The sequence below is a fragment of the Chondromyces apiculatus DSM 436 genome (assembly GCF_000601485.1).
GTDB classification, from domain to species: Bacteria; Myxococcota_A; Polyangia; order Polyangiales; family Polyangiaceae; genus Chondromyces; species Chondromyces apiculatus.
This window is the reverse complement of record NZ_ASRX01000006.1, coordinates 254,639-277,934: the sequence shown is the minus strand read 5'-3', so window position 1 is coordinate 277,934 and position 23,296 is coordinate 254,639. Positions and strand designations below refer to the sequence as shown.

Genomic DNA, 23,296 nt, shown 5'->3' with positions numbered 1-23,296 from the left:
GCGCGAAGGTGAGCACCAAAGCGCGAGGTCAGATCGCCCTGCCCTTCGAGATCCCTGCCCGCAGCGCGCCCCTCGCCGAGCCCATCGTCCCAGGCTCCGAGCGCGACCACGAGATCGCCACGGCCCTCGGCGCCTGGTTCGATGCCGTCGCCCGCGACCTGCCGTGGCGCCGCACCCGCGACCCCTACGCCATCTGGCTGAGCGAGATCATGCTCCAGCAGACCCGAGTCGACACCGTCATCCCCTACTTCGATCGCTTCCTCTCCCGGTTCCCCACCGTCGGCGATCTCGCCCGCGCCGATCTCGACCAGGTCCTCTCCCTCTGGAGCGGCCTCGGGTATTACCGCCGCGCCCGGATCATGCACCTCGCGGCCCGGGAGGTCACCGAGCGCCACGGCGGCGCCTTCCCTGGCGATGCTCAGGCGCTCCGCGCGCTCCCCGGCGTCGGCGCGTACACCGCGGGGGCCGTGGCCAGCATCGCCTTCGACCTCCGCGAGCCCCTCGTCGACGGCAACGTCGCCCGCGTCCTGTCTCGCCTCGACGCCATCGACAACGACATCCGCAGCACCACTGGCCAGCGCGCGCTCTGGGCAGCAGCGGCGCGCCTCGTCCCCGAGGCCCGACCCGGGCGCTTTAACCAGGCCCTCATGGAACTCGGCGCCACCGTGTGCACCCCGCGGGCGCCGCGCTGCACCGCTTGCCCCGTCAACGGACTCTGCATCGCCCGCGCGGAGGGCCGCGAAGAAGACCTGCCCGTCCTCGCCCCCAAGCGGAAAGTTCCCTCCGTCCGCATGGTCGCCGCCGTGCTGTGGGCGGGACACCGCGTCTACCTTGCCCGTCGCACCGAAGGCGGCCTGTTCGGCGGCCTCTGGGAGCCACCCATGGTCGAAGCCGACTCCCTCGACGAAGCCCGCACCTCCCTCGCCGAAGCTGGAATCCCGGAGCGCATCGTCCTGCGCGAGGTGGGCCGGGTGCGCCACATCCTCACGCACCGCCGCCTTGAGGTCACCGTCGCGCGCGCCGAGGTGCCGGCCGCTCTTCGGGGACGAGCAAAGCTTGCCAGCCCTTATGAGAGGGCATCCTGGCTGGATCCCGATGCGAACGAGGTCGGTGTCTCCCGGCTCGCACGCAAGATCCTGTCTATGTCATCGCCCCCGGCAGCCCGGGCAGAGGTCACACGTCGCTGACCGAGCGAGGCTGCGACAGCGGACAGACCTGGCGCGACTCCTCCTGACACGCTCGACCTCGATGTGTCCCGGAACAGCCAGTCTCCACGGCGTGTTGTGTGCCCGCGGCAGAACGTCTGGCGAGAAAGCACCCTCTCAGCGGCTGGCATGAAAGGCGCTTTACCGGAGAGCAGCCCCCGACAACCTGCGGGGAGGTTGCCTCCGTTCGGAAACCAGGGAGCGGATAGGAGCACGACATGGCTGAGCGACGACGGGCAGTCGCCGAGTTGGCGACATCCGAGACACCGAAGAAGACCACCGCAGCGCCAGCGCCGAAGAAGAAGCTGCGCGAGCCTGCGCTCCCGCGGGAGACGGAGAATGACGGCAGCGTGATGGCGGACGATGGCGCCCTCTACGTGATGGCGCTCGGCGAGCGTATCGTGCTCGATGTGCTCGCCTACCAGGATGAAGGCCTGCTGGCCTTCCTGCGGATCGACGGCGAGGTCGTGGCCGAGCTCCCAGTGGCGGGCCAGGCCTGACCCGGAGCCACCGGGGAAGCAGCCCGATCCCCGGAAGCCCTGGGCCAGACCTGCAGACCTGGGAAGCCTGCGCCATGCGGGCGCTATCGAAAGGGCCTCTAGCGGGGGGCCCTATCGAAAGCGCCTCCGTCGTGCGGACGGCCTCCGAGCTTCCTCGACATTGCGCCCGACGCTGAGGTCGAGCCTGCGCGGCGAGGCTCTCACGACGCGTCGGGTCCCGCGCTATCGAAGGACAAAAAAGAACACGCCGCGAACCTCGGGGGGGGGAAGAGGTTCACGGCGTGCGAGTTAGCGCGCCACACGGGCCTAGGGGGGGGGAAAGGCCTCCGCGCGGCGCTGGCTAGCCTCATTGCACCCCTTGTGCCATGGGCAGCAGTGGTGGTTTCAGCAACTTACGGGAGCCTGTCCAGGAGAGCATTGCATACCTGCAATGCTCTTCTGAAAGCCTGAAAGGTCGTGGCCATCGCTCCCTGCGTCGCAGGCGAACACCGCGGCGTGCTCCTCGCGGCGGCGTGAGTAGATCTCAGGACGCCGCGCCGCTGGAACCCCGGGACGCGCTGACGTGCCTCTATGTCTCGCCCGGCGGGCACTGCCTCCTCGGAGCGTTCAGGCGCTCGTGAGGGATGCGGGGTGGCCTTTCAAAGGCGAAAGACAAAAAGAAACACGCCGTGAACCTCGGGGGGGAAGAGGTTCACGGCGTGCGGATTAGCGCGCCACACGGGCCTAGGGGGGGGGAAAGGCCTCCGCGCGGCGCTGGCTACTCTTGTTGCACCCCTTGTGCCACGTTGTATTCGACGTGATCTCAGAAGGTTGAGCGCTGTCGCACGGTCGAGGATTTCAGTTGTGAAAGTCCTCCCGTGAAACCTTGAAAGCCTCAGTACCGTCGCTCGGCGACTTCCCGTGGTCCGTTCCCTCATGCGCGCTTCGGGTCCTGGCGTGACCCTCGTGGGGGCCACCTCCGGGTGCTCCATTCTCCCGTGCTCGCTTCGGGTCCTTGGTGCTACGCTTTTTCGAGGCATCGGGGGTAGCGACCATCGGGAGCGCAGGGGCCGATAGGCCCCTGATTCAGGGTACGCAGTACCTAGTCCACGCCGACCGTGTATGCGCCTGCCCCACGGCTGGAGCCGTGCGCGTCGAAGCTTCTCACGGTCAGCGTGTAGTCGCCGGGAGGCACGAGTACCTCCTCGCGACCGGTCACCCCGAGACTTGCGGCGACGAGGGATCCCTGTCCAGCGTCGCCTTCTGTCACCAGCAGGTCGATGTCCCTTCCGGGCACAGGCTCGAACTCCACCCACACCCATGCCTCGCAGTCGAGGTTCACCCGGAAGCTGTCGCTCGCGTCGCAGAGCGATCCTGACAGCGGAGTCTCGCGCGAGAGCTCCGGCACGCGCCCCTCATTCCCATCCTCTCCGACCCCTCCGGTCCCGCCCGAGCCGCCCCCACTCGCGAGCGCCACATCATGGCAGCACACCGGTACCACCAGATGGATCCCGCCTGCCGCTCCCCCTGCTCCGCCAGGCCCGCACGCGAGCTGTGCCCCGCCGTCGCCGGCAGACGTCGAGAGCACTCCCGACAGGAACGACTCGGTCACCGCCTCGACGTAGGCATCGCCCGCCGGCTCCGCATCGATCTCTTCGGCGCCTTTCCCCGGAGCCCCGGCTCGTCCACCCGTGGTGACCTCGCCCGCGAGCAGCAACCGATCCGCGCGCACCGAGAGCGCGCCGCCTCGCGTGTGCAACTCCCCGTAGTGCAGCCAGGTGTTCGCCTGCATCGACACCGATCCCCCCGTGCCCTGCACCACGCCGCCGGGACACACCAGGATCTCTCCAGCGTCCAGCGTGACGTCTGACGACAGGCGCAGCACGCCACCAGGCGCCACGCGCAGGCTCTCGGTGGAGAGCTGCGCTCCTTCCACGTCGACGACCTCGCCACACTGCACCCGTACGCCATCCGTGGGCGCTGGCGTGCTCTGGGGATCCATGCACCACGCAGGCACGTTGGTGAGCAGACCGATGACCTGCGGCGCCCCGTCCACCGTGGTCTGATCCTGACCGGTCGGGAGCCTGAGCGACGCCGCTGCTGCGTTCACCGCCTCGGGCGAGCATCGCGTGGCGCACACCGCGCTGTCGGATGCATCGCCGTCGCCGTCCTCGTCGAGACCGTTGCAGATCTCGGCGACCCCTGGGAGCGCCACCTTGTTCACCAGCGTATTGCCCGCGCAGGCCCACGCCTCTCCCATGGCCGGCTCGAAGCGCTCCTCACCGCACGCGCATGCAGCATCGAGGAGCCGGGTCCGAGGACAGTCTCCCACCACCACAGCCGCTTCGAGCGGGGCACAGGTCTCCGCGGCGGGCGTCACGGTCTCGCCACAAGCGGTGAGCGAGAGTGCCCCGAGGGCCACGGTGCTGGTCATGGCTCCCGCGACGATGCGCCACGGAGCGAGAGAGGGGGCTGGGATCATGGCCGGCAGCTAGCAGAAGGCGTGCCTCCAGACTGGAGCCGCGGACCGAGGGGCGTGGCAGCGCCAGAGGAGGAGGCGTTGCGGAGGGACAAAAGACAACACGCCGTGAACCGGGGGGGGGAAGGTTCACGGCGTGCAGATAGGCGCGCCACACGGGCCTCGGGGGGGGGAAGAGGCCTCGGTGCGACGCTGGCCTAGGATAATGCAGCCATTGTGCCAGGTGGATTGGAGCCAGCTATCCATCATTTAGAGTGGATTGCTGCGTTGTGGTTTGCAGTTTTGAAATTGCATCTTGAGAGCTTGCAAGTCTACAGGGTGGAGCTGAGGGGTCAGACGAGGGCAAAGGGACGGACCTCAGCAGCCTGCCCCGAGAGGTTGGCGACCTGTCGGAGAGCGGGGGCGCGAGCCCCTGCGGTGTAAACAAGCGAGTGACGCTGGAGCGAGAGCCTGGACCGCGCAGCCGGCTGGATTGCTCCAGCGGGCTGCGCGAGCCACGCGCCTCGTGACCGACGTACGCTGCCTTCAGCGCTGACCTGAAGCGCGGCGATGGTACGGGGAGAGCGACGGCTCGGTGGCTGGCGTCCCCATCGTTGCCGGTCGCTTCAGCACGTGCACGTTGGTGACCCGCTCGTTCTGACCCACCGCTTGTCCGGCGACACGGATGTCGCTCCCGAGCTCCACCTCGTCGCCGACCTCGACGCCTTCATCGAAATCGCTGACGTCGATGTCGAGCGCGATGTCGTTGCTCGCGTCGGATGCCGCCAGCTCGTCGGAGTCGCTGAGCAGCTCCTCCTCGTGGATGTAGGCGGTCTCGGGATCCATCTCCTCGTGCATCATGTGCAGGTCGCTCACGTCCTGCGCGCGCGTCGCGCCTTCAAGGAACTCAGCGCCGAGCTCGCTGGCGAGATCGGCCGCGGCGTCGCCGGCGTGGGGATTGACGTCGAACACGATGCTCCCCGCCTCGTTGGGGTGATGCCGGTAGGAGCGGACATCGTCATCGAGCGTGGGCACGGCGTCGCTCAGCTCGGGGCCAAAGTTCTCCTTGCCACGCAGCGGGGGAGCTTCGTTCTCGCTGAACGCCACGAAGCTGCCCGTGAAGGGGTCGTCGAGCGCATCGACCCGGGAGTGCTTCGGCCTGGCGCGCTGCTCACCATGGGTGGCGGCGCGCAGGTCCGGAGCCGCGGCCCGGGGAGTCCGCGGTTGGGGGTTGGACCTGGGGGGGGAACCAGCCTGTTCGGCAGAGGTGCCCGACGCCCAGGAGGACAAAGACTTGTTGGTTGATGTGCGTCGTTGGCTCACGAGAGGCCGTAATGCAGGTTCCGCTCCGCGCCCGATCAGTGTTTGGGCGTGCGAAAAGGCCCCGCGCCGGGGTACAAGGCAAGATCATGAGAGGTCGGATCGCGCTCCTGGTGGGCGGCCTGGTGCCTCTTCTGACCTTCACGTGGACCGCTCTGGGACAGTCGGTCGATCTTCCCGGAGAAGCGCCCGGGAGTTCAGGGGATGCGTCACGGAGGCTCCCGCAGAACGAGACGCGGGGAGGCCAAACGGAAGAATCGGCAGCAGGCAATCCCGAAGTCCTTGCGGGAAGCGGCGAGGATCCGGCGATGGCGGCTGCCTACCGGAGGCTCGCGCGCGAGCCTGGGAGCGCGGCGCGGCTCCTGGCGACGCTGGGCTTCGGGCAGGGCTTGCGGTTCAACAACCCCTACCGCTTGCAGACGCAGCTCGGAGCAACGGGCGAGTCCCTCTCGCTCACGTCACCGTACTTTGATCTCGGCGCCGCAGCGCTCTTTGGCCCCGCCGACGGGCTGCAGCACGGTGGATCGCTCCGCCTGTCCATCGGCCTCACCGGCGTGCCGCAGCAGGCGTTCGCGCCGACGTACCTGATCGCTTACCGCGGTCCGGGGCGGGTGCTCGGCTTCGGGCGGCTCGGCGCCTCGGTGCTGATCACGCCCGATCCGAACGTCGGCGGAGAGCTGGGACTCGGCGTGGGTTACTTTCTGACCTCCAGGTTTGCGTTGATGGGGGAACTCGTCGGAAACCTGTTCTACGGAGCCGCGACCTGGGAAAAGCAGCTCCCCGTTTATCCGTTGCTGTCCGCGCAGCTCGGGCTGATGGTCGACTACGAGATCTTGCCATGAACCAGGAGCGAGCGCCGGGAAGGGTTCCGCGTTTGGGAGAGGTCGTACGGCTCTGCCTCCTCCTTGCCTTGTTCGTGGCCGCGCCCGTGGCAGGGGACATCGGGAGTTGCGGGCAGACGCCGGAAGATCTGGACGCGTTCAAGTTCTTCGCGATCAAGGCGCAGATTGACTGCGTGAAGTGCCAGGAGTGCGGGCTGCTCACGGAAGCGTGTGCGCAGGCATGTGCCGCGACGCCGGAAGACGACGCCTTCCCGGCAGGGTGCTACCCGCTGGCCCATGATGGGGAGGTCTGCCTGAACGCACTCGATTTCGCGGGCTGCAGCGCCTACGCCGAGTACATGGCGGACGAGGGGGCGACGACCCCCACGGAGTGCAACTTCTGCCCGCCGGAGGCGCGCTGATGGAGGTGGGATCCAGTGTGAGCTCGTGCCGCGCCGCGCCACGCGGGGCGGTGCTGCGCGGGGCGCTGCGGGAGGCTGCCTGCGTGGTGGCGCTGGTGTCGCTGGCGACCTCGGCATCGCTCACGGGCTGCACCGCTGGAGAGCGCTTCGTGGCGAGCCCCCAGGAATATGCCGCATACCGGGTGCACCGGGTCGAGCCCTCCCTGGAGGCCCGGCTCTCCGGGGCAGCCGCTTACTTGAAGGCCTATCCGGACGGCGTGTTCGCGGACGAGGTGCAGGCCTGGCTGCAGCGGGCCGAGCCGATCTACTTCACGGCGAAGCAGGGAAGTGCGGCGGGGCTCACGGCGTACCTGCAGGCGTTGCCGGACGGCGTGTTCGCGGCGCAAGCGCGACGCGCGCTGGCGCGGATGGAGAGCGCGCAGGCGCCGGACGTGGTGGCGTCGGGCGTGGAGACAGAAGCGCGCATCGCCGGGGAACAGGCAGCGCGCGTGCGCGCGCTGCGCGAGGTGGAGACGTGGCTGCGGCGGATGATGGATCCTGCGCTGTGGCGCGCAGCCTCGATGAGCCAAGCCCCGGGAGAGGTGCTGGTCCCCTTCAGCCTGGCGCTGCCCTGGCCGGTGTGTCGGGCTATCGAGGAGGAAGTCGAGGCGGTCGGTGAGGAAGCATCACGCAGCGCGATGGGCGGTGCTCCCCCAGGGGACGAGGCCGCGTGGATGCGGTGCGCGAAGCTTCTCAGCCTTCCCTACGTGGTACCCGTCGAGGGAGGGAGCGAGGCGCGCGAGGTGACGCTCGAGATCTCGGTGGTCCAGGACGCGGCGGGCAAGCCGCTGTCGGCTGCGGTGAGCGGGCCGGATCTGTTCCTGCGCCTGGAGGAGGCGCGCGCGGTGCGGGCGTTCACGGCGGAGGACAGTACGGCGCGGACGCAGGGCGCAGCGCTGGCCGCGACGATGGCGCAGGAGGCCTTCGGGGCGCGGGTGAACGCGGCGCCCGCGTGCCGGAAGCAGGCCGCAGCGCCGATGGTGCTCGCGCTGGGGTGCGCGGGCGTGAGGGTCGAGGTGCGACCGGCGACGGAAGCAGGGGACGACGACCGGATCGTCATCGCGCCGCTTCCGTGACGGTCAGGGACCGTTTCCGCCGAGACCGGAGCCACCACCGACGTTGACACCGCCGCCGACGCCGCCGCCGCCGACGCCAGGGGAGCCACCGGCACCGAGGCCGCCGGCTCCGCCGGCGCCGGAGTCGACTCCGCTGGCCGTCGTGGAGGTGGAGGAGGAGCTGTCGTCGGGATCGTCGCTGCCGCCGCCGATGGGCGTGGTGTCGCCACCGCGGGGCGGCGGGAGGTCTTCGGGTTCAGCGTCCGCGCACCCGCCCACCGCTGTCGACGCAGCGATGGTCAGGAGCAGGAGCGTCCAGGATAGTCCGGCACTCGTCATGGTCCGTAGGCTAACCCACGGTCCCGGACCAGGCCACCTCGGGCGGGGGAGATTCCACGGCGCCGATGCGCATAGAGGGGTTCGGGATCTCCCGGTGCACGTAGGGGAAATCCATGATGTGGACGTCGCCCCGGCGCGCCACGCGACGGCACGCCACGGGGGGCAAAGGCGGCGAAAGATGGCTCCGACGATGCGGCTGGAGGATCAGCAGGGCTTCGACTTCTTCCGGCCCTTCAGCTTCTCGCGCATCTTCGGGCAGATGTCCTTGATGGTGGACACGCGCTCCTTGTAGCGCGTCATCATCTGCTCGAAGGCCTCCTTCTTGGTCTTGTCGCGCTGCAGGTCCTTGGTCTCGCCGGGATCGTCGACGAGGTCGTAGAGCGCGAACGCTTCGTCGTCGCCGTACGCGATGAGCTTGTACCGATCGTGGATGAGGGCGCGGCGGCGATCGTTGTCGCTGGTGCGGGGCAGGTCGATGATCACATCGCGCGGCTCGGGCTCCTTGCCGTACAGCTCGGGGACGAGGCTCGTGCCCTGGAACTTGGGATCGGTGGGGAGGGGCGTGCCGGTGAGCTCCAGGATGGTGGGCGCGAGATCGATGGAGCTGCGCGGGGTGTCGATACGGCGGGGCTTGATGCCGGGGGCCTGGATGAGGAGGGGGACGTGGGTGAGCATGTCCCACAGCTCGAAGCCGTGGCGGTACATCTTGTGCTCGCCGAAGCCCTCGCCGTGGTCGGCGGTGATGATGATCGCGGTGCGCTTGCCCCACCCTTGCGCGTGCACGAAGTCGATGAGCTTGCCGACGTGCTGGTCAGTGAATTTCATCTCGCCGTCGTAGAGATCGCGGGCCTTCTTGCCGAAGCTCTCGATGCCCTCGTGCTGCATGTACATGTCGTGGGGATCGAGGAAGTGGTAGAATGCGAAGAAGGTCCCGCCGGTGTTCGCCTTGTCCGAGAGGTGCTTCTGGGCGAGTTCGAGGTGCTGGGGGCTGGTAATGTTGCGGTCGGTGGTGTTGTCGGCGGAGATGCCGGGGGTGATCTCCCAGACGTCGAAGCCCTGGTGGAAGCCGGCCTTCTCCTTGTTGAAGTAGAAGTGGGCCTGGGCGCTCATGGTGCGCACGGAAGCCTTCTGAAGTAGCTCGGGGAAGAAGGTCTCCTCCGCGGGGTAGGCGCTGAAGAAGTAGCCGCTCCGCTGCAGCTCGCCGGGGTAACGGCCCGAGAGGAAGCCGCCGACGCTCATCGCGGTGTACGACGAGACGGCGTAGTGGCGGGTGTAGTTGACGGCCTCCTTCTCGAACTTGGTGAGGTTCGGGGCGATGTCGCGGGGATAGCCGGCCCAGGGCATGTCGGCGCGCATGCTGTCGATGGAGATGACGAGCACGTTGAGCTTGCCAGGGGCACCACCAGGCTGCGCGGTCGCGGCGGGTGTGCCGGGAGCGGCGGGTGCGCCAGGCGCGCCGGACGTCGCTGCGGGGGCGTCGCTGGCTGCCGCCGAGGCGCCGGGCTGTGACGCCCCCGTGCCGGCGGGCGCAGGTCCGGAGGGCGGGTTGGCCGTCGAGGGGCCAGTCGGTTGTGCGCTCGTGCCTTCGCGTGAGCAGCCGGTCGAGAGGACGGCGAGCGCGAGCGCGCCAAGCAGGGACCTGGACAGGAGAGCCGTACGCATGGGGTCCCTCTTACCGCGAGTCCGGCGAGAGCGCCAAAAGCGTACAGCCGGTCCCATATCCGCTATGCTTGTCCTCCTCATGAGCGGTTTCGCCGCGAAAGCACCGCCTAGGCCGCCGGCGAGCGCGCAGGCGGGGGGTGCGGACGGCGCACCCCGAGGCCCTTCGGAGGCCGTGGGCCTGTCCGTGCCGCCGCCCCCTCCGCGGGTAGGGGAGCACGTCAGCCAGGAGCTGAAGGAGCACGTCACCGAGATGGCGCTGGGCATCCTCGAGCAGCAGCTCGAGGCGCGCATCGTGCATTACCGGGCGGACCTCGCGACGAACCCGGAGCTCGACGAGGTGACCGCGGCGGTGGTGGAGCAGCTCCACAAGCTGCAGGCGGCGGCCCAGGAGAGGACGAGCGGAGACCGGGAGGCGACGCGCGCGGCCCACGAGCGCACGCTGCGGAAGCTCCTCGAACGGGTGTTCCCGCAGGGGAGCCTGTCGCTCCTCGTGGAGAGCAGGCTGAAGCGCATCCACCGCAAGCTCGCGCGGCTCTTCTTCCAGTCGGAGCTGCACGGCAAGACACGCGGGCGCGAGGGCGCGGCGAAGGTGATCCAGCACGGAGAGCAGGCGATGTTCTACCTGCTCTCGCGCTACAAGAACCGGCTCCATGCCGAACTCGGGGGGTTCGAGTTCGCCTCCGAGGAGGTGCGGGAGCGCTCGTTCGACCTGCTCGCGAAGCTGACCAAGGACATGCAGGACGCCTTCCTGTCGCGGCGCTCGACGGAGCTCCGGCGGATCGTCAAGGCGTTCGACGCGGTGCTGGTGCACGTGATGCGGCGGGTGATGTCGGCCGAGGTGGGATCCATTGCGGCCGAGGTGGTGACGCGCGCGCGCACCAACGAGGGGCGGTCGTACACCTACAAGATCGCGGAGGAGGCGTTCCCGCGCTTCAGGGCGGCGATGGAGCGGGCGCTCATGGTGCGGCTGGTCGGCGCGATGGAGGATCTGCTGGTGGCGAAGCTGGCCGACACGGCGGGCCCCGATCGGGACGAGACGGTGCAGTTCATCACCGATCCGCAGGTGTTCAGCATGATCTGCGGCGAGCTGTGCGACGGGATGTACGAGATCCTGTGCAACGAGGGGTTCCTCGACCTGCCGCCGGACTGGCGTGTGGTTTCCGCGGCGCCCCAGGGCGGCTGACGCGCGGGCGGGGAGTTCGGGCGGGGGGTTCGGGCGAGAGGAGCGCGCGAGGGGTTCGCGCGAGAGGTTCTGCTCGGAGACTTGGCTTGGAGAGACGAGGTACGTGGCAATGATGAGAGATCAGGGTTCTTCGCGCTGGGCGCGTCGGGTGCGTGGTGGCGTGGGCAAGGCGCGCACGGCGCTGGCGACGCTCTCGGTGCTGGCGTCGCTGCTGGCGGCGACGGGGTGCGCGCGCGGACCGGACGTGGAGGCTTCGGGCCTGGGGCTCCGGCGGGTGGTGATCTACCGGAACGGCGTCGCCTACTTCGAGCGCGAGGGGCGCATCGACGCCGAGCAAGTGACCTTCCGGGTGCGCAAGGAGAAGGTCGGCGACTTCCTGGCGACGCTCGCGGTGATGGAGGCCGGAGGGAGCAGCGTGCGGAGCGCGTCGTTCCCTGTGGAGGTGGACGAGCCAGGCGAGGAGGGAGACGAAGAGCCCACGGATCCGCGCTTCGAGGTGCTGCTGAAGCCACCGCCGCCGCAGAAGGGAGCGGCGAAGAAGAAGGAGCGGATGGAGACGGTGCGGCTCACGCTGGACGGGCGCGAGCACGATCTGGTGGTGGGGTACGTGGCCGAGACGCCGGTGTGGCGTCCGTCGTACCGGCTGGTGCTGGGTGAGCAGCGGGGCGCTTCCGGCACGGGCGGCGCGGGGAGCGGGGGGAGCGGCGGGAAGGGAAGCGCGCGGCAGGGCGGGAAGACGGCGCACCTGCAGGCGTGGGGGATCGTGCAGAACCTCTCCGGGGAAGACTGGAAGGGCGTGAAGCTCACGCTGGTGGCGGGCGCGCCGCTGGCGTTCCAGGCGACGCTGGATCAGCCGTCGATCCCGGTGCGGCCGGTGGTGACCGATCAGGGTGAGGTGATCGCGTCGGTGCCCACCAGCGAGACGTCGCTGGCGCAGGGCGGAGAAGCGCCGCCGCCGCCACCGCCTCCGCCGCCGAGCATGCCGATGGAGCACGAGGCGGAGATGGACGCGGACGATTCGAGCTTGCGGGCCGAGGCGGGCAAGCTGGAAGGGAAAGCCGACAGGCCCGCGACGACCCGGGGGCGGGTCACACGCCCCGAGCCGAAGAAGGCGTACGCGCCGATGGCGCCCCCCGCGGGTGCTGCCAGTGGGATGCCGGTTCAACGCGGCCCGGCGACCGGAGACGGCTACATGTACGATCTCGCCGAGCAGAAGCCCGCGATGCCGGCCGCGCCGCGCAACATGAGCGCGCTGGCGGCGGTGGCGGTCGAGGCGGGGAACACGCGGTACGAGCTGCCGTTCACGGTGGACGTGCCCGACAAGAGCGCGACGATGGTGCTGCTCATGGCGCGCGAGGTGACGGGGGAGTCGATCTTCCTGTACGCGCCGGATGGCGGGGTGCCGGATTCGTCGACCCATCCGTTCCGCGTGGCGCGCTTCAAGAACGAGACGCAGGGGCTACTCGAACGGGGGCCGATCGCGGTGTTCGAGAACGGGGCGTTCCTGGGGCAGGGGATGGTGGATCCGCTGCCGCCCGGCGCGACGACGACCGTGCCCTTCGCGCTGGAGCGTGCCCTCGCGGTGGACAGGAACCGCGAAGAGACGCAGGAGGGCTCGCGGCTCGCGAAGATCGAGTCGGGGATGATCGAGATCGAGCGCGACTGGGTGGTGCACACGAAGTACGCGATCCGCAACGGGAGCGAGGATGCGGCGAAGACGCTGGTGAAGCACCCGCGGCTGCACGGGACGCGGCTGCACAACGTGCCGAAGGAGACGGAGGACAACCTCGGCACGGGGAGCGCGCTCCTGCCGATCGCGGTGCCGGCGCGTGGGAGCGCGGTGCTCGACGTGGACGAGCGGCGCACGTACCGGCAGCAGGTGGACTGGTTGAGCCAGCTCGCGGACGACGCGGTGAAGGGCTACCTGAAGGATCCGCGGTCCGAGGCGGCCGTGGTGCAGCAGCTCGGGCAAGCGTGGGAGATGCGGGGGAAGCTGCGGCCCGCGGTCGACGAGCGCGACAAGCTCGGGAACGAGCAGGCGAGGCTCTCGCAGCAGAGCGAGGAGCTGCGGCGCAACCTGCGGGCCATCGAGAAGAACAAGACGGCGGAGGATCTCCGGCGCGATCTGACCGAGCGGCTGGCGAAGGCGTCGGCGCGGCTCGACGAGATCACAAAGCGGCTCATCGTGCTGGAGATGCAGATCAACGAGCTGGAGGTGCGCTTCCGGGACCTGACGCAGGCGATCCGGATGGTACGACCGCCGAGCCCGGTGCGCGCGACTCCGTAACGGAGCGGCGGGGCGCGTGCCCCTGCCGCGTGAGTCAGCGGGCAGGCTTCGGGGGGGGAGCTGGCTCGCGGGCGGTGCCGGAGAGGGTCCAGGTGCGCTCGGCGCCCACGGCGAGCCAGGAGAGGTCGAGCTTCTCCTGGCCGGAGGTGATGGAGACGGTGTCGCCCCACTGCGCAGGCGCGGGGAGCGCGAGGCTCTTCTGGGATTTGAGCGCACCGAGCTGCTCGGGGGCGATGCGGAAAGCGGCGATGCCTTCGCTCGCGAACACGCTGACGGCAGTGCTGGGGATGAAGGTCCCGAGGACCGCACGCACGGGGCCGAGGTCGCGGGCGCGATCGACGGCGATGCGCACCTCGTCGAGCGTCGACAAAAGCAGCGCCACGCCTGCCTCGTCGGCGGGGCGGGCTGCGGCGTCGGCAGCAGCCGGTCGCGGAGAGGGGAGGGCAGGCTGGGGTGCGGTGAGCGCGCGCGGCAGGCCTTCCTGCACCTCGAGGGTGAGCGGGCCCTTCCAGGAGACGGCGGCGGGAGGGGAGGGCGGCTTCTTCGAGGAGGTCTGGTCCGAGCCCTTCTTGTCCCGCAGGATCAGCACGTCGTCGGTGGGCAGCGCGCGCGGCACCGTGACCCTCACCGGGCGCTTGAAGGAGCGGGGATCGCCGACGGTGCCCGTGGCCACTGCGTAGGCGAGCGTCTCCGCCGAGGCCACCACGAAGGGCGGCGTGCGGGGCGTACGGGGCTCCGGATCGGCGGTGCGGAGCGAGATGGTGCCGGAAGGGGGCGGGTAGATCTCGCAGGTCACCACGCGGCGATCGGGCTCCACGATCCGGGCGCCAGTGGCGACGAGGTCGACGAGGGCGCCGGATTGCGCGAGCACCTCGAGCACCTGCCGCGAGGGCGGAGCGACGAGGAGATCGAGCCGGGAGGGGACCCGCTTCGACTTGAGGAGGAGCGCCGCGGCGAGCATGTCCCGCAAGGTCGCGCCGGAGTCGCCGCCGAGCACCACCTGCCCCACCGGCTTGCCGGCGAGATCGCGCACGGGGCGGACCACGCCCTCCTCGTCGAGCAGCAGCGGGTCCACGGCGCCGAGGTCGAGGGAGACGACTTCCTCGCAGGGGGCGCCGGGATCGGGGACGAGGGCGCGGTGGGCCTTCGAGCGGCGCTGATCGCGGAGGAAGACCTCGGTCTTCTCGTCGCTGACGAAGAGCGCTGCCGCGGCGCCGACCTGGGGCGCGAGGCCGCAGAGCACGGCCCGATCGCCGACGGAGAGCAGCCGCGCGCTCGGTCCCGCGAACTCCAGCACCACGGGCGCGGAGAACTCCCCCTCGATGCGCTTGACGACCTCGTCGAGGCCGCGCCGGAGCAGCTCGAGGGCCACGTCGCGGGCACACACGAAGGGCCGGATCTTGCCGGAGAGGTGGACCTGGACGCTGCGCGGTGGCCTGAGCCACACGGATCCGGTGGCGAGCGCCTGACCGAGCTGGCTCGCCGAGACCCCGAGGGACAGCATCCCGATGCCGCCCACCGTGGCCAGGCGGGGATCGTCGGTGAGGGCGAGCCGCGCCGGCGCCGCGAAGCGTTCGAGGTGCACCTGGGCCGGGAAGCCGATGCCTGGGCGGGCGATGGGGACGTTGTAGGCGGGGAAGTCCGGCGAGACACTCTGGGCGTGGCCCGCTTCGGCGTCCGTCATGGAGGCTGCATCGGTGATGCAGGTGCCGTCGTACGCGACGGCCACCTCGACCGGCGACTTCTTCATGCCGGCTGCGAGGGCCTCCGAGAGCGCCCGGGTCGGCGCTCTCGACAGGATCACCTGGTCGACCTTGACCTGAACCAGGTCACCGCGGAGCTGAGGATCCGTCGCTCGCCCGGCGAGGATCTTCTGGGGCATCGTGCGGGGGGGATCCCCGGCTCGTGCGCGCATAGAAAGTGGGCCGTCCTGTTCTTCGTCCGTGAACGAGAAGAAATGGCAGCGACAAAGCGCAACCCGCCGTACCGTCCGGCCGGAGGGGTCATCCACCTGCCGCCCGCGCTTTCGCCGGGGGGAAGGGGAGACGGCAGGCACGTTAGCCGCTCGCCGGGAGGAGGGTCAAGGCATGCCGGCTAGAGCGGGCCCCTTGGGGGGGCAATCGCCCGGTTGGGGTCAGGATGCAAGAGACAAAGCTCCCCTGCCTGCGCAGTCTTCCTCGTCCGGTGCCTCGTCCGGTGCCTTCTCTTTTTTTCCGGCGACGCCCCCTCCCGCGCGACACACGCGCTGGCAAGCCTCGGGGCCGCGGCTGCCGTGGTTGGCGCGGAGGTGGCCGCGGAGAGGGAAGTGAGAAGGGAGCGTCGTCACCCCGTTCGGTTCATTTCCCAATCTCGCCGCTCTTGGGTAGTCTCGGCGCCATGTTCCAGGCCGTGCTCAAGGAGGTCGTCGAGAATACCGAGGGTGGTATCGCGACGCTCCTCATGGACTTCGAAGGCATTGCGGTCGACAGCTACTCCAGGTCGAATGCCGAGTTCGACATCAGCACCATCGGCGCCGAGTTCAGCGTCGTGCTGAAGTCGATCCAGCGCGCCGCGGAGATGCTCGAGGCAGGTCCGACCACCGAGGTCGCGATCCAGGCCGAGAAGGTGACCACCCTCATCCGCGTGGTGAACAGCTCGTACTTCGTCGCCTTCTCGATGTCGCCCGACGCGAACATCGGCAAGGCGCGGTACATGCTGCGCACCAAGGTGCCCCTGCTCCTCAAGGAACTCACGTAACGATCCTGGCGCGCTGCGTGGTCACCGGAGCGGCTCCTGCCGCGCCGTGACGGTGGCGACGATGGGCGACGCGCCTCGGCTCCGTGCGGGTGTGATGAAGCTTCCGGTCTGCGGCGCTGGTGCCTGGTGCCTGGTGCCTGGTGCCTGGTCCCTGGTGCCTGGTCCCTGGTGCCTGGCTGCGCACCGGTAGGCCCCGTCGCGCACACGGACGACAGGACTGCGCCGGAAGAAAGAGATTGAAGGTGAAGCGCCTCTCTGGTTGAAGGGGGGTCGCCTCGGGACAGGGTGCTCGTCAGAGTGTCGGACGGCGCGGAGAAATCTGCGCTGTCCCGGGTATCCCGCCGACGCGTGGTTCAGCCATGAACATCGATTTTCAGCAGCTCCGGGCGCTGCTCCGCCTCCTCGAAAAGCGGGACGTGAGCGAGTTCGAGTACGAGGACGAGCACTCCCGCATCCGCCTGGTGCGCGGAGGCCGACGCGCAGGCGGCGACGTGCCGATGGCGCTGGCCGTCGCCACGCAAGCGCCGGCCGCCCCGGCACCCATGGTGGAGTCCGTGGTCGTCGTGGAGGAGTCGAGTGCCGTCTACGTCACCTCGCCCTTCGTCGGGACCTTCTACCGCTCTCCCTCGCCCGACGCGCCGCCCTTCGTCGATGTCGGCAGCACCATCCGCGAGGGACAGGCGCTCTGCATCGTCGAGGCGATGAAGCTGATGAACGAGATCGAGGCTGATCACGCCGGGGTGATCGTCGAGATCCTCGTCGAGAACGGCAAGTCGGTGGAGTTCGGTCAGCGCCTCTTCAAGGTGCGGCAGACCTGACCGAGCGAGGACTTCGTGTTCAAGAAGATCCTCATTGCCAACCGGGGCGAGATCGCGATGCGCGTCATCCGCGCGTGCCGCATTCTCGGCATCCGGTCCGTGGCCATCCACTCCGAGGCAGACGCGGGCGCGCTGCACGTTCGCTTCGCGGATGAAGCGGTGTGCATCGGCCCCGCGGAGGCGGCGAAGAGCTACCTCAACGTGCCGCAGATCATCGCCGCCGCCGAGGTGACGGGCGCAGACGCCATCCACCCCGGCTACGGCTTCCTCTCCGAGAACGCGCACTTCGCGGACGTGTGCCGCAAGTGCCGGCTCACGTTCATCGGCCCGACGCCCGAGGCGATGCGGACCTGGGGCGACAAGGTCGCCGCTCGGGAGGCCGCGGTCCGCTTCGGGTTGCCGCTCCTGCCGGGGACCGGCGTGCTGAAGGACGCGGTCGAGGCGGTGCGCGAGGCCGACAAGATCGGCTACCCGGTGATCCTCAAGGCCGCCGGCGGTGGTGGTGGGCGCGGGATGCGGGTGGTGCGCAACGCGGACGAGCTGGGGCGCGCCTTCGACAGCGCCACGCGCGAGGCGTCGTCGGCGTTCAAGAACCCGAACATCTACCTGGAGCGGTACATCGAGGAGCCGCGCCACATCGAGTTCCAGGTGCTCGCCGATCAGCACGGTCAGGTGTGGACCCTCGGCGAGCGCGAGTGCTCGCTGCAGCGCCGGCACCAGAAGGTGGTCGAGGAGGCCCCGAGCCCCTCGATGACCAACGACCGCCGCATCCGGATGAGCGACATCGTCCGCCACGCCATGCGGGAGACGGCCTACACCACCCTGGGGACGCTCGAGTTCCTGATGGATGAAGGCGGTGAGCTCTACTTCATGGAGATGAACACCCGCCTCCAGGTCGAGCACCCGGTGACGGAGATGGTGACCGGGGTGGACGTGGTGGAGCAGCAGATCCGCGCCGCTGCCGGCGAGCGGCTGCGCCTCCCCGACACGCGCCCCTGGAGCTTCCGCGGGCATGCGATCGAGTGCCGGATCAACGCGGAAGATCCCAGGACCTTCACGCCGTGGCCGGGCCTCATCACCGAGTACCACGCGCCGGGTGGCGGCGGGGTGCGCGTCGACTCGGGCGTCTACGGCGGCTGGCGCGTGCCCAGCGCTTACGACGCGCTCCTGGCCAAGGTGATCACCCACGGCGCGACGCGCGCGGAGGCCATCGCGCGGATGCGCTGCGCGCTCGACGAGTTCGTCATCGGCGGGATCCGGACCAACATCCCCCTGCACCAGGCACTCCTCCGGGAGCCCGAGGTGATCGAGGGGCGGATGTCCACGCGCACCATCGAGCGGGTGATCGCCCGCGGCTTCTGAGCATGGGTCGGCCGGAGGCGTCACCCGTCGCCCTCCTCATCCCCTTCGTCGAGTAACGCCGCCCGCGCGCGCACGAGCTGGTGGAGCACCGCCCGGGCGGTGATCCGCTGAGGGGCTGCCAGGGCGGCAGGCGTATGCCCCTCGGCGGTGGCCAGCAAGAGCGCCCGCTGGTGCGGCGGCAGGCGGTCGAGGGCACGCAGGAGAGTGCGGGCGCGGAGCTGCGCCTGCGTATCGCTCGCGGGTTCCTCGGCCCCAAGCTCCCAGGGCTCGGCCGCGAGCACCTCGCGCCGATGCCTGGCACGCCCTCGTTCGTGCGCCGAGAGGCGCCACGCGATGCCATAGAGCCACCGTCGCAGCGCCTCCGTCGGTTCCACCCAGGCGTGCACCTTGAATCCGCCGCGCTGGATCGCGATCCACGCCGCGATGATGCACTCCGAAGTGACGTCATCGACCTCCCGGCGAGGCACGCCGCAGGCCATCACCGTCGTCCGGACGGCGGCCCGGTGCTGTAGCAGCGCCTGGGGCGTGGGGTATAGCGACCTCGGTGCAGAGGAGAGTGCATGATTTCCGGAACCATGCTGTTTCCGTTCACTGCTCGATTGTGTATTGCGTCGACGCACCATTTCGGAATCGCGACCGCGATGAAAAGCACTCGCCAGAATGGGTGAAAGAATGGCTTGCGGCGCTGAGCGAGGACCAACCAACGACCCAGAGGTGCACGCAGATGCGCCGGTTCAGGCGCTCGTCATAATGCGGCGATGGCCGATCATGCAGTCCATTTGAGAGGCCCTGGAAGTGATTGGTGTGTGATTTGAACGCGTCCAGGCGTTATCACGCGCGTAATACAAACAATGCCTGCACACCGAAGGGCGCAGCGCAGAGAGACGCCGCATGGAGCCCGGCTGCACAAAGGCGAATGCAATGTGAGAGGCGTTCGTATTCGAGCGCTTGCAACGGTGAGGGGATGCCGCGGTGAGGGGATGCCGTGGTGAGGGGATGCCGCGGTGAGGGGACGCCGCAGTGAGGGAAGCCGCAGTGGACGATGCAGACCTGCCGCGCGCAGCGACGCTGACCTACGTCCCGATCAAGCGGCCTGCTTCGCGTGATGCACACCGCCGCGTAACGGGTGATGCGCTGCTCGGGGCGTCATGCTGCCGGGCGGACGGCTTCGCCATCATGCGTCAAAAGTCAGCGTGAAAGGCCGGCCCGATGCTACCTTCCGCCCGCGCTGGCGAGGGGGGGCAAGGCGTGTCCTCCTGCAAACTACAGAGCCTCTCGCTGTCGACGCTGACATGGAAGCAACTCCTGGACTCCAGACCGATTTCTCCGCGTGGGTGCAGTCCACCTCCGAACCCTCCGACCTCATCCTCGGCCTGCCGGGTTTCACGTACCCGGACCTGTTCGCGCCGGCGCGCCTCGCCGAGCTGAGCGAGCGCTTCGACGCGGCCTTCCAGCAAGCAGATCCAGAAGCCTTCGCGCGCTTCGACACGTACCGCGGTGCGGTGCGGCGCGGGGTGGCGGTGCCGCCCGAGCAGACCTCGGAGGCGCTGCTCGCCGCGGCACCCCACGTGTCCCGCTTCGTCGCCCGGCTCTTCGGGGTAGAGCGGGAGGTGCAGGCGATGAAGGATGCGGCGGGTGAGCGGAGCCCGCTCTGGCAGTTCAAGAAGGAGTTCGCGAAGAAGCGCCTCTTCAAGGCCAATGTCGGTCGGTCCTGGCCGGGGAGCCCCGTCGAGGCCGCGCACGCTGCCCGCAGGGCGCTCGCCGCCATGGGGGCCATGCCCGCGCTCCTGGAGAGCGGCTCGGAGGACGAGGAGCTGGCGGTTGCGCGCGCGACGCTGCTGCTGCTCGAGGTGGACGATGTGGCCCGCAAGGCCGCCAAGGCCGGCGGCGCCGCCTGGACGGAGGAGCTGCACGCCCGCGCGGCGAAGGTGCGAGAGGCGCTGGGGGCCGACCCCGTGCTCGCCACCATCACAGTCTCCGCCGTGGCGACCGCGGGTCCGACGCCGAGCGACGCGGAGGACGCGGCGGTGGTGACCTTCGCGCTCGACGCCCTCGAAGCGTGGCTCGGCCGGCGCCGTGGCGACGAGCATGATCCGGCCCGGCGCTGGCCCACGCTCAAGGCACCCCACACCCTCGACTACCAGCAGCTCGTGCAGCTCCGCCGCAAGGACGAGTCGCTCCCCGAGCTGTTCGTCGGCCCCGATCACGAGCGCCGCGAGCGCGAAGGCTTCGCCCTGACCGATCGCCGCGCGCCCCCGCGCGAGGTGGAGAGCGAGGTCGACTACTGCCTGTTCTGCCACGATCGCGACAAGGACTCGTGCTCGAAGGGCCTGCGCGACAACAAGACCGGCGCCATCAAGCCCAACCCGCTCGGCGTGCCGCTCAACGGCTGCCCTCTCTGCGAGAAGATCAGCGAGATGCACGTCATGCGGCAGGGGGGCGACTCGGTCGCGTCCATCGCCCTCGTCTGCATCGACAACCCGATGTTGCCGGGCACCGGCCACCGGATCTGCAACGACTGCATGAAGGCCTGCGTCTACCAGAAGCAGGAGCCGGTCAACATCCCGCAGATCGAGACGGCGGTGCTCACCGACGTGCTCGGGCTGCCCTGGGGGCTGGAGATCTACGGGCTGCTCACCCGCTGGAACCCGCTCAACGTGCTCCGGCCCCACGCGAAGCCGTACAACGGCAAGAACGTGCTCGTCGTGGGGCTCGGCCCCGCCGGCTACACGCTGTCGCACCACCTGTCCCGCGAGGGCTTCGCCGTCGCCGCCATCGACGGCTTGAAGATCGAGCCCCTCCCCGCGGAGCTGATCGGCGACGAGACCCACCCGCCGCGGCCCGTGCGCGACTTCCGCAAGCTCTACGTGGAGCTCGACGAGCGCGTGCTGCTCGGCTTCGGGGGCGTGAGCGAGTACGGCATCACCGTGCGGTGGGACAAGAACTTCCTCACCGTCCTCTACATCACCCTGGCGCGGCAGCGGCTCCTGCGCATCTACGGCGGCGTGCGCTTCGGCGGGACGGTCGACGTGGATGACGCCTGGCGCCTCGGGTTCGACCACGTCGCCATCGCGGCCGGCGCGGGCCGACCGACGCTCATCCAGCTCAAGAACAACCTGTCGCGCGGGATCCGCAAGGCCAGCGACTTCCTCATGGCCCTCCAGCTCTCGGGGGCCTACAAGCGCTCGTCGCTGGCGAACCTTCAGGTGCGGCTCCCGGCGGTGGTGATCGGCGGCGGCCTGACCGCGATCGACACCTGCACCGAGCTGCTCGCCTACTACGTCATCCAGGTGGAGAAGACGGCGGCGCGGGTGGAAGCGCTGATCAAGGAGCGCGGCGAGGCCTCGGTGATGGCGCTGTTCGACGAGGAAGAGCGCGCGTTCGTCACCGAGCAGCTCGCCCACGCTGCGGCCCTGCGGGAAGAGCGGGCGCTCGCCGCGCGCGAGGGCCGCGCCCCGCGGCTCCAGCCGCTGCTCGATGGCTGGGGCGGCGTGTCGCTGGTCTACCGCAAGCGCCTCATCGACTCGCCCGCCTACCGGTTGAACCACGAGGAGGTGGCGAAGTCGCTGGAGGAGGGCGTGCGCTACGTGGAGAACATGGCCCCCATCGAGGCGACCCTGGACGCCCATGGCGCCGTGAACGGGATGATCTTCGAGCGGCAGGCCCTGGTGGAGGGCAAGTGGAGGAGCACCGGCGAGCACGTCACCATGCCCGCGCGCACGGTGTGCGTGGCCGCGGGGACGAGCCCCAACGTCACCTACGAGAAGGAGTACCCGGGCCACTTCACGTTCGACAAGTGGAAGCAGTTCTTCCAGGCCCACCGCGCCTGGGTGGACGACGCCGGTGCGCTCCACGTCGAGCCGTCCGACCCCCAGAAGGGCTTCTTCACGAGCTACAACGACGGCAAGCACGCCGTGAGCTTCTACGGGGACAACCACCCTTTCTACGCAGGGAGCGTGGTCAAGGCGATGGCCAGCGCGAAGGACGCCTTCCCGTCGGTGGTGGAGCTGTTCCGCCACGACATCGCGCGGCTCGACGCCGAGGATGCCGAGCCCCAGGCCGCGCGCGACGCCCGTCGCCGTGATCTGTTCGCGCGCCTCGACCACGAGTTCGTCGCGGTGGTCGAGCGCGTGGAGCGCCTGACCCCGACCATCATCGAGGTGGTGGTGCGCGCCCCCGCCGCCGCCCGGAAGTTCGAGCCTGGCCAGTTCTACCGGCTGCAGAACTTCGAGGCGAGTTCGCCCTTCGTGAACGGCACCCGCCTCGCCATGGAGGGCCTGGCCCTCACCGGCGCCTGGGTCGACAAGGAGAAGGGCCTGCTCTCGATGATCGCCCTGGAGATGGGCGTGTCGAGCCGCCTCATCGCGATGCTCAAGCAAGGTCAGGAGGTGGTGGTGATGGGCCCGACCGGGACCCCCACCGAGATCCCGGAGCGCGAGACCCTGCTGCTCGCCGGCGGTGGCCTCGGCAACGCGGTGCTGTTCTCCATCGCCAAGGCCCTCCGGGCGCGCGGCGACCGGGTGATCTACTTCGCCGGCTACCGGATGGGCGAGGACCTCTTCAAGCAGGAGGAGATCGAGGTCGCGACCGATCAGGTGATCTGGTGCACCGACGCCGGAAAGGAGATCACGCCCCGCCGCCCCGCGGATCGGCACTTCCGCGGGAACATCGTGCAGGCCATGGTCGCCTACGCGGAGGGGCGCCTCGGCGGTGAAGCCGCGCGCCTCTCGGAGGTGAACCGGATCATCGCCATCGGCTCCGACCGGATGATGAACGCGGTGCGCGAGGCGCGGCACGGCATCCTCGCCCCGCACCTGAACCCGCGCCACCTGGCCATCGCCAGCATCAACTCACCGATGCAGTGCATGATGAAGGAGATCTGCGCGCAGTGCCTCCAGAAGCACGTGGACCCGGAGACCGGCGCCGAGACGGTGGTGTTCACCTGCTACAACCAGGACCAGCCCCTCGACCGGGTCGACTTCCGCAACCTGGCCTCGCGCCTCCGGCTGAACTCCGCCCAGGAGAAGCTGGCAAACGCCTGGTTCGAGCAGATGATGGCCCACACCCCAGGCCTCCTCCGCGTTTGAGTCTCCACGAGGGGACGCGCGTC

General features: G+C 69.5%; 18 protein-coding genes. 11 read left to right on the top strand and 7 right to left on the bottom strand.

What is annotated here, in order from left to right:
- Window positions 1-8 precede the first annotated feature (8 nt).
- Window positions 9-1,187 (top strand): A/G-specific adenine glycosylase, encoded by a 1,179-nt coding sequence (gene mutY / locus CAP_RS05635; protein WP_156040514.1) that lies wholly within the window; start codon window positions 9-11, stop codon window positions 1,185-1,187.
- A gap of 236 nt (window positions 1,188-1,423) precedes the next feature.
- Entirely contained in the window at window positions 1,424-1,705 is a 282-nt protein-coding gene (locus CAP_RS05630; RefSeq protein WP_156040513.1) for a hypothetical protein, read from the top strand.
- 1,081 nt (window positions 1,706-2,786) lie between these two features.
- On the opposite strand, the gene CAP_RS05625 is transcribed toward CAP_RS05630, so the two are convergent.
- Window positions 2,787-4,166, bottom strand: a complete 1,380-nt coding sequence (locus tag CAP_RS05625) for a hypothetical protein (RefSeq protein WP_044236803.1) — start codon at window positions 4,164-4,166, stop codon at window positions 2,787-2,789.
- Window positions 4,167-4,688: 522 nt separating this feature from the next.
- Entirely contained in the window at window positions 4,689-5,432 is a 744-nt protein-coding gene (locus CAP_RS43790) for a hypothetical protein (protein WP_156040512.1), read from the bottom strand.
- 338 nt (window positions 5,433-5,770) lie between these two features.
- Between CAP_RS43790 and CAP_RS05615 the strand changes: the two genes are divergently transcribed.
- From CAP_RS05615 to CAP_RS05605, 3 genes are read left to right on the top strand one after another with little or no spacing between them, the layout of a single operon-like run.
- Window positions 5,771-6,304, top strand: a complete 534-nt coding sequence (locus tag CAP_RS05615; RefSeq protein WP_052374238.1) for a hypothetical protein — start codon at window positions 5,771-5,773, stop codon at window positions 6,302-6,304.
- A 32-nt stretch (window positions 6,305-6,336) separates the two neighbouring features.
- On the top strand, window positions 6,337-6,705 hold the full coding sequence (locus CAP_RS05610) for a hypothetical protein (protein ID WP_197041017.1): 369 nt from the start codon (window positions 6,337-6,339) through the stop codon (window positions 6,703-6,705).
- A gap of 17 nt (window positions 6,706-6,722) precedes the next feature.
- Window positions 6,723-7,820 carry a hypothetical protein gene (locus CAP_RS05605; protein ID WP_156040511.1) on the top strand — a complete coding sequence of 366 codons (1,098 nt, stop codon included), beginning with the start codon at window positions 6,723-6,725 and terminating at the stop codon, window positions 7,818-7,820.
- Window positions 7,821-7,823: 3 nt separating this feature from the next.
- On the opposite strand, the gene CAP_RS49925 is transcribed toward CAP_RS05605, so the two are convergent.
- Genes CAP_RS49925 through CAP_RS05595 form a run of 3 tightly spaced genes read right to left on the bottom strand, consistent with a single transcriptional unit; the run spans window position 7,824 to window position 9,800 of the window.
- Window positions 7,824-8,138, bottom strand: coding sequence for a hypothetical protein (locus CAP_RS49925; RefSeq protein WP_044236800.1), 315 nt, complete (start codon window positions 8,136-8,138; stop codon window positions 7,824-7,826).
- A 10-nt stretch (window positions 8,139-8,148) separates the two neighbouring features.
- Window positions 8,149-8,295, bottom strand: a complete 147-nt coding sequence (locus tag CAP_RS51905; RefSeq protein WP_197041016.1) for a hypothetical protein — start codon at window positions 8,293-8,295, stop codon at window positions 8,149-8,151.
- Window positions 8,296-8,342: 47 nt separating this feature from the next.
- Complete coding sequence (locus tag CAP_RS05595; RefSeq protein ID WP_044236799.1) at window positions 8,343-9,800, bottom strand: sulfatase family protein; 1,458 nt, start codon at window positions 9,798-9,800, stop codon at window positions 8,343-8,345.
- Window positions 9,801-9,972: 172 nt separating this feature from the next.
- Between CAP_RS05595 and CAP_RS05590 the strand changes: the two genes are divergently transcribed.
- Together CAP_RS05590 and CAP_RS05585 are read left to right on the top strand one after the other, a co-directional pair.
- Entirely contained in the window at window positions 9,973-10,983 is a 1,011-nt protein-coding gene (locus tag CAP_RS05590; RefSeq protein WP_044236798.1) for a hypothetical protein, read from the top strand.
- A gap of 109 nt (window positions 10,984-11,092) precedes the next feature.
- Entirely contained in the window at window positions 11,093-13,270 is a 2,178-nt protein-coding gene (locus tag CAP_RS05585; protein WP_231511137.1) for a hypothetical protein, read from the top strand.
- 34 nt (window positions 13,271-13,304) lie between these two features.
- On the opposite strand, the gene CAP_RS05580 is transcribed toward CAP_RS05585, so the two are convergent.
- A complete protein-coding gene (locus CAP_RS05580; RefSeq protein ID WP_044236795.1) occupies window positions 13,305-15,152 on the bottom strand; it encodes an aconitase family protein in 1,848 nt (615 codons plus the stop codon).
- A 494-nt stretch (window positions 15,153-15,646) separates the two neighbouring features.
- Between CAP_RS05580 and CAP_RS05575 the strand changes: the two genes are divergently transcribed.
- The 3 genes from CAP_RS05575 (at window position 15,647) to accC (ending at window position 18,186) form a co-directional block, all read left to right on the top strand.
- Window positions 15,647-16,006: a roadblock/LC7 domain-containing protein gene (locus CAP_RS05575; protein WP_044236793.1), complete on the top strand. Its 360-nt coding sequence runs from the start codon at window positions 15,647-15,649 to the stop codon at window positions 16,004-16,006.
- 359 nt (window positions 16,007-16,365) lie between these two features.
- Window positions 16,366-16,824: an acetyl-CoA carboxylase biotin carboxyl carrier protein gene (accB, locus tag CAP_RS05570; protein WP_052374235.1), complete on the top strand. Its 459-nt coding sequence runs from the start codon at window positions 16,366-16,368 to the stop codon at window positions 16,822-16,824.
- 15 nt (window positions 16,825-16,839) lie between these two features.
- Window positions 16,840-18,186 (top strand): acetyl-CoA carboxylase biotin carboxylase subunit, encoded by a 1,347-nt coding sequence (gene accC, locus CAP_RS05565; RefSeq protein WP_044236791.1) that lies wholly within the window; start codon window positions 16,840-16,842, stop codon window positions 18,184-18,186.
- Between the two features lie 20 nt (window positions 18,187-18,206).
- On the opposite strand, the gene CAP_RS05560 is transcribed toward accC, so the two are convergent.
- On the bottom strand, window positions 18,207-18,653 hold the full coding sequence (locus CAP_RS05560; RefSeq protein WP_156040510.1) for an RNA polymerase sigma factor: 447 nt from the start codon (window positions 18,651-18,653) through the stop codon (window positions 18,207-18,209).
- A gap of 825 nt (window positions 18,654-19,478) precedes the next feature.
- Between CAP_RS05560 and CAP_RS05555 the strand changes: the two genes are divergently transcribed.
- Entirely contained in the window at window positions 19,479-23,273 is a 3,795-nt protein-coding gene (locus CAP_RS05555; protein ID WP_044236786.1) for an FAD-dependent oxidoreductase, read from the top strand.
- Window positions 23,274-23,296 lie beyond the last annotated feature (23 nt).